This window comes from Haemophilus sp. HMSC61B11 (genome assembly GCF_001838615.1).
Taxonomy (GTDB): domain Bacteria; phylum Pseudomonadota; class Gammaproteobacteria; order Enterobacterales; family Pasteurellaceae; genus Haemophilus_D; species Haemophilus_D parainfluenzae_AD.
The window spans coordinates 1-380 of record NZ_KV837980.1; the positions used below are offsets into that span (position 1 = coordinate 1).

Consider the following 380-nt stretch of genomic DNA (forward strand, 5'->3'; position numbering starts at 1 on the left):
GTCCACACAGATTGATTGATATATTGTAGACAATATCGAGCAGAAAGCCGTTATTCCCTTGGGTCTGTAGCTCAGGTGGTTAGAGCGCACCCCTGATAAGGGTGAGGTCGGTGGTTCAAGTCCACTCAGACCCACCACTCAAACTGAGTGAGTGATGAAGGTGAATAAGGTGATAAATAAACGATGAAATGGGGATATAGCTCAGCTGGGAGAGCGCCTGCCTTGCACGCAGGAGGTCAGCGGTTCGATCCCGCTTATCTCCACCACTTATCATCGTTAAGTAAATTGACTGATTTAATGCTTAAAATGCTTTAATGAGTTTATTTAACGATGATAACTGAAAATGTTATTTCTGTTCTTTAACAACCAGGAAACAAGCT

2 tRNA genes are annotated in these 380 nt (G+C 43.2%); both read left to right on the forward strand.

What is annotated here, in order from left to right:
- The first annotated feature begins 60 nt into the window (after positions 1-60).
- Positions 61-137 (forward strand) — tRNA-Ile (locus HMPREF3263_RS06255).
- Between the two features lie 53 nt (positions 138-190).
- Positions 191-266, forward strand: a tRNA-Ala gene (locus tag HMPREF3263_RS06260).
- Positions 267-380 lie beyond the last annotated feature (114 nt).